The sequence below is a fragment of the Alteromonas genovensis genome, from assembly GCF_010500895.1.
In the GTDB taxonomy this organism is placed as follows: Bacteria; Pseudomonadota; Gammaproteobacteria; order Enterobacterales; family Alteromonadaceae; genus Alteromonas; species Alteromonas genovensis.
Genome location: NZ_JAAAWO010000005.1, coordinates 333,797 through 340,293, shown reverse-complemented (window position 1 = coordinate 340,293; position 6,497 = coordinate 333,797). Strand labels below are relative to the sequence as shown.

The following is a 6,497-nucleotide window of genomic DNA, read 5'->3' as shown; positions in this document are numbered from 1 at the left end:
ATATTAAATAATTAAAACTTGCTCGTGAATGACATTCATGGTCATTATCTAATGCTAAAGGCATGATTTTAAGCATATAAATGAAAAGGGATCTACATAAGTAGATCCCTAATAAAGTATCAGCCCAAGTTAATCTGGCGTTTTTTATTATAGACACTGTAATCTACAAATATTAACGAGTTTTTTAATGCAGTTTGCCAATCACTCTATCAATCTTTCTGAACCTCGAATTATGGGTATTTTAAATGTCACCCCCGATTCTTTTTCTGATGGGGGACAACATACCTCCATTCAACACGCAGTTCAGCATGCACTCAAAATGGTTGAGCAGGGCGCTACTTTTATTGATATCGGTGGAGAGTCTACTCGACCGGGCGCAAAAGAAGTGGCGCTTCAAGAAGAATTGGACAGAACCATCCCAGTTATTGAAGCCATTTCGGCAAACAGCGACTGTGTCATTTCAATAGACACAAGCAAAGCGCAGGTGATGACTGAAGCTGTTAATGCTGGTGCCGGTTTGATAAACGATGTAAGAGCGCTTCGCGAACCAGGCGCGCTAGCTGCGGCTGCAAATGCTAACGTACCTGTATGCTTAATGCATATGTTAGGTCAACCAAGAACCATGCAGTCTAACCCGCAATACGATGATGTACTCGCAGATGTAAGCCAATTTTTACTTGAGCGTATTGACGCCTGCAAAAGTGCTGGAATAGACAAGTCGTCTATATTGTTAGACCCTGGTTATGGCTTTGGGAAATCACTTGAACACAATTACGCGTTGGTGAAATATCTTCCTGATATCATGGCGTTAGGTCTTCCTGTTTTAGTGGGCATGTCTCGAAAATCTATGATTGGAAAGTTATTAGACAGAAATGTGGACGAACGCTTGGCTGGAAGCATAGCACTCGCTACAATTGTCGCTCAAATGGGCGCACACATAATACGTGTACACGATGTGCAAGAAACGGCGGATGCTGTGAATATCGTGAAAATGCTGAATAAAATGTAATAAGGAATAATAATGAGTCAGCGTAAATATTTTGGTACCGACGGTATTCGCGGGAAGGTTGGCGAAAGCAGCATAAACCCCGAGTTTTGCATTAAATTAGGCTGGGCCGCGGGTAAAGTACTTGCCGGACGGGGTACGAATAAAGTGCTCATTGGTAAAGATACCCGTATTTCTGGATACATGCTTGAGTCTTCTTTAGAAGCAGGGCTTTCAGCGGCGGGTATCAACATAGGTCTTTTAGGTCCAATGCCGACGCCTGCTATTGCCTACCTTACCAAAACATTCCGCTCTGAAGCTGGTATTGTTATCAGTGCGTCGCACAATCCTTATTACGATAACGGCATAAAGTTCTTTTCCGCTCAAGGCTTTAAGCTTGACGATGACATTGAATTGGCAATAGAAGAAATGCTTGAGCGACCAATGACATGCGTTGCGTCTGATAAACTTGGTAAGGCAACCCGTATTGATGATGCCGCAGGTCGTTATATCGAGTTTTGCAAAGGCACGTTCCCTTCTGAATTGTCTCTCACTGGTATAAAGATAGTAGTCGATTGCGCCCATGGCGCTACCTATCACATTGCGCCTAATGTACTGAGAGAGCTTGGCGCTACTGTTATTGAAATTGGCACCGCGCCAAATGGCTTGAATATTAACGATGAAGTTGGCGCGACGGCGATGGACGGCATTGTAGCAAAAGTTAAAGAAACTGGGGCTGACCTCGGATTTGCCCTAGACGGTGATGGTGATAGGCTCATGATGGTTGACCATCTAGGCAACGTTCTTGATGGCGATCAGATTGTTTATATCATCGCACGGGATGCGCTAAAAAATGGTCAGATGCAGGGCGGTGTAGTCGGTACATTGATGAGTAACCTTGGCTTAGAGAACGCATTGAGTAAGTTGGGGGTTCCATTTGCTAGAAGCAATGTGGGCGATCGCTACGTCATGGAGCTTCTACAGCAAAAAGGCTGGTCTATTGGCGGAGAGAACTCAGGTCATATACTTAACTTGTCTATGTGTTCAACAGGCGATGGTATTGTCGCAGGCCTTCAGGTGCTCGCCGCTATGCTGCGTTCGCACATGGATTTACATGATTTAGCCAGCGGATTTGAAATGTATCCTCAAACCTTGGTTAATGTGCGTTATACAAAGCAAGATATTGACTACCTAGCACATCAAGATGTACAAAATGCAAAACAGGAAGCTGAGGCAGCACTGGGTAAAACCGGCAGAGTATTACTGCGAAAAAGTGGTACTGAGCCTTTAATAAGAGTTATGGTTGAATCTAACGAAGAGCAAAAGTCCGAGAAATGGGCTGAGCATATTGCAGAAACTGTTCGTAATCTCGCCAATTGATTGGTGTGGCAGGAAATTTCGCTTTTTATACTTGTATCTTACGTTGTAAATAGTTAATATCACGCCCGCTAAAAGACAGGGCTAAGGTCGACATAGTGAGTAAAAAAATAAGACAGTCGCTAGTTGCTGGAAACTGGAAAATGAATGGAAGCGCTGCGCTAGTTGCTGACTTCAATGAGAAGCTCAAAACAGTGCAATGTGACGCAAATATAGTTGTTTGTTCACCGTCTACGCTGTTTCATCATTTTTCTGCCGATGCATTTTCTCTAGGTGCTCAAAATGTAAGTCACCTAGACAACGGCGCCCACACTGGTGAGTTGTCTCTAGAGATGATTAAAGATGCCGGTTGCAGTTATGCAATTGTCGGTCACTCTGAAAGAAGGGAAGACCAGCAGGAATCAAATGACCTTGTCGCATCGAAAGCAAAAAAATGCGTTGAGGCCGGTGTTACGCCTATTATTTGTGTAGGTGAGTCCCTTGAAATTCGCGAAGCGGGTAACGTAGAGCAATTTGTGGGTGAGCAGCTAGATGCATTAACTTCAACGCTTTCGGTTGAAGAGTTGTCAAAATCTGTTATTGCTTATGAGCCGATTTGGGCCATAGGAACAGGAAAAACAGCAACGCCCGAACAGGCGCAAGAAGTACACGAGTTTATACGAGGTTACTTTAACAAAGTGGACGCAGATTTGGCTCTCAAGCTTCCTATACTATATGGTGGAAGTGTGAAACCCGATAACGCGCAAACGTTGTTTTCACAAAAAGACGTAGACGGCGGTTTAATTGGTGGAGCCAGTTTAAAAGCTGAAGATTTTATTTCAATTTGCCAAGCGGCAAACTGACGAGGTATTTATGATATATGAAGTGCTTTTAGTAGCATATCTAGTTGTAGCGCTCTTATTGGTTGGGTTTGTATTAATCCAGCAAGGAAAAGGTGCGGATATGGGTGCTTCTTTTGGCTCAGGCGGCTCAAACACAGTGTTTGGATCAGGCGGCTCTGGTAACTTTATGACGCGCACAACGTCAATTTTAGCAGGCTTGTTTTTCTTCATAAGCTTGTCACTAGGTGCGATGACTGCAAACCGTGAAAGCGCTGATGATGAGTGGAATAATTTAGACGTACCTGCAGCGGTTGAAGCACCGGTGGAAGTACCAGGCGATACAGACGTGCCGGTAGTGGAAGACGTGCCAGCACAATCTGATATCCCAGTTTCTGATGAAACAAAAAACGATGTGCCTGTTGTTGATAGCAGCGACACACCAGATTAAACAGTTTATTGCGGAAGTGGTGGAATTGGTAGACACGCCATCTTGAGGGGGTGGTGAGCATAGCTCGTGCGGGTTCAAGTCCCGCTTTCCGCACCAACTTTAAAGGGCCAGCAGAAATGCTGGCCCTTTTTTTATTCTCTACATATACATTTGCCAAATCAAGAACCTACGAAAAGCGCTCATTTATGCTGGCTTTAAAGTATGCTTCGTTTGTGTATCGGTAACAAAATAAAAAATAAGTGCAAAATAAAGTGTAATAACAGCATGGTTACCCTGTCTTGATGGGGCTAAGTCAGCTATTATTTTCCTAATATATCGAGGGTTGCTGCATTTTGTTTTGAAAGCGAGAGCAGCAACACGCCATAAAACGGCAAAAACTCATTCACTAGAGGCGTATTCGTGCATACAGGTCTTCGCCAATCATTGACTAGGCTTATCGCTATCGGGGCAACCATTGCGACGCTATTCGTGTTCATCGCACTGTGGACGTCGTTTAGCACCTTGATAAAAAGTCATTTGGACAAAGAAGTATTCATTGCCGAAAGCGCTTTAGAAAAAGTAATAACTGAACAAAAAAGGTTACTTAGCACCACGCTTGATGCCCTGACAGGCTCTGAAGCACTCAACAACCTTAAAACGCTCTCTGATGCCTCTTCATTCATAAACTCTTTTAACCGTGAAAGAGGCTCATCGAACATTGTGCATTTAGCGATTGTAAATCTAGATCATGTTGTTAACGCCTCTAGCTCTCCGCTATTCAAAGCAGGAAAACAAGCTAAACAGAGCGTTGCAATGGCTGCCATGGGGTTAACGCAAACCATTGCGATGGTTAACGGGAAGCTGACGTACCTCAGGTTTAAAACAATACAATCTAACGGTATTCGCTACTATTTACTCATCGCTAGGCATATTCAAGACGACGTGATTCAAAGCGTAGAATCATTTTCAAACGCATATATCAACATTATTGATAGTAATACTGGTGCAGTTTTAGCGTCTACGCTACCTGAACATATTAAAGGTTCGCGCCAGTCTATAGCCTCTCAAATCAGGTGGCACGATATTACTTTTTTAGACACGGCTGAGTACATAGAGCACACTGTCTCACTAGAGTCCTTATCGATTGCACCTGTAAAGATAACATTTTTTGTGGATGTTGCAGCTCAGGTGGAGAGCTTTCGCTCAATACAGCTGACTTTGTTTTCTCTCTATATTTTAGGCCTTTTTACCATCACTCTATTTGCCCTGATATGGATACGAAGGGTCACAATACCGATGAATTCCGTGATAGGAGCTATTAATAATATAGCGTCTGGGCGCTATAAAAATACGTTTGAGAAAACAGGGAATTTCCACGAAGTTGTTGCATTGGAAAAAGCGGTTGATGGCATGCAGAAGAGCATCTCCCAGCGCGAGGACAGCATTCGGTATCAGGCACAGCACGATGATTTAACGGGATTATTCAATCGCAATTATCTAGAACGCTATTTTGTTGAGCAAATGCGAGAGCCTAAATGGGTACAAGTTATTGCTATCACCGTTATTGGCTTTCGAACTATTAACGACTTGTACGGCTACTCTAACGGGGACAATACATTAAAGACGTTAGCAAGACGTTTATTGCGCTGGCCGGGCACATCTGCGCGCTTAGCCGGCGGTGAGGTTATTTACGTCACCGATGAGCCCCTGAATGATAATCAACTTGAAACGTTAAAACATATTCTTGAACAGCCCGTTGAAAGTAACTTGATAACGATTCCTGTCAAAGTGGCTATGGCGGTATTATCGTGTCCTGAAGATGCGCATACCACGGAAGAGCTCTTTAGGAAGCTCAATATTGTGTCTGACAAAGCCATTCGAACAGGTGCTTGGTCAGTTCACTATAGTGCAGAGTTAGAGGCTAACTATAATAGACGCCTATCAATTACGACTGAGTTAAAGCGTGCCCTTGCAACTCAGCAAGATGAGCTATCTATGGTATATCAACCTAAGATAGATTTACGTTCGATGAAGGTATGCAGCATGGAAGCACTAATACGCTGGAATAACAGTAAATTAGGCCATGTTGCACCGGATGAATTTATTGCCATCGCTGAGCAGGCTGGTCTTATCGAGCAAGTGACTAAGTGGGTAATGCGCCAAACTATTTCAGATCTGGCCTATTTCAGAGAACAATATTACGATTTTACCATCGCGATGAATCTGTCAACACAAGACATACAGAACAAAGCCTTACTCAATGAATTGGTTGCTTTTTTGACAGAGAAAGGACTATCACCTGCGTCACTTCAGCTTGAAATAACAGAGAGCGATTTAGTCTCTGATGCAACCCTTGCAGTAGAGAATCTATCATCGCTAAGAGCTTTAGGGTTTCGCTTTGCTATCGATGATTTTGGTACAGGTTACTCTTCACTGGCCTATTTGAAAAATTTACCGGTTGAATCAATCAAAATAGATAAAAGTTTCATTTTGGCGCTCGCAACCCAAGATAACGATCAGCAAATCGTTCACACTATTTTAAGCTTAGCCAGCATATTCGACTTAAGAGTGGTTGCAGAAGGGGTGGAGGATGAAGAGTCTTTACGCATTTTGAAAGAATGGGGGTGCGACGAGGCCCAGGGGTACTTTATAAGTAGGCCTTTGAAGCGAGAAGACTTAGAAGTATGGCTGCTTAATTCACCATTCAAAAAGTAAATTGAATAAGAAAGATGCGCGCTTCTATATGGAACAAAAGGCGTTAATCACAATTATTATTACTTTTTGGTAATACTGGAACGTATTATGCTTTATTTAAGAACTAGGTGCTAAGTGCTAAGCGTTTAGAACGCTTTTACGGTCTAGTGTTTTTAAACTAAAGAGTTAAAGC

The 6,497-nt window shown here is 43.0% G+C and carries 5 protein-coding genes and 1 tRNA gene; all 6 read left to right on the top strand.

Translation table 11 applies throughout. From position 1 onward, the window contains the following. Positions 1–187: 187 nt before the first annotated feature. The 6 genes from folP to GTQ48_RS09490 all read left to right on the top strand — a co-directional run bounded on the left by folP (position 188) and on the right by GTQ48_RS09490 (position 6,325). Positions 188–1,009: a dihydropteroate synthase gene (gene folP, locus GTQ48_RS09515; RefSeq protein WP_163106461.1), complete on the top strand. Its 822-nt coding sequence runs from the start codon at positions 188–190 to the stop codon at positions 1,007–1,009. Between the two features lie 12 nt (positions 1,010–1,021). After that, complete coding sequence (gene glmM, locus GTQ48_RS09510; protein WP_163106460.1) at positions 1,022–2,365, top strand: phosphoglucosamine mutase; 1,344 nt, start codon at positions 1,022–1,024, stop codon at positions 2,363–2,365. Positions 2,366–2,460: 95 nt separating this feature from the next. Then, positions 2,461–3,204, top strand: a complete 744-nt coding sequence (gene tpiA, locus GTQ48_RS09505; RefSeq protein ID WP_163106459.1) for a triose-phosphate isomerase — start codon at positions 2,461–2,463, stop codon at positions 3,202–3,204. A gap of 10 nt (positions 3,205–3,214) precedes the next feature. After that, on the top strand, positions 3,215–3,631 hold the full coding sequence (gene secG, locus GTQ48_RS09500; RefSeq protein WP_163106458.1) for a preprotein translocase subunit SecG: 417 nt from the start codon (positions 3,215–3,217) through the stop codon (positions 3,629–3,631). A gap of 10 nt (positions 3,632–3,641) precedes the next feature. Next, a tRNA-Leu gene (locus GTQ48_RS09495) sits at positions 3,642–3,727 on the top strand. Between the two features lie 303 nt (positions 3,728–4,030). Beyond that, positions 4,031–6,325, top strand: coding sequence for an EAL domain-containing protein (locus GTQ48_RS09490; protein ID WP_163106457.1), 2,295 nt, complete (start codon positions 4,031–4,033; stop codon positions 6,323–6,325). Positions 6,326–6,497: the final 172 nt, after the last annotated feature.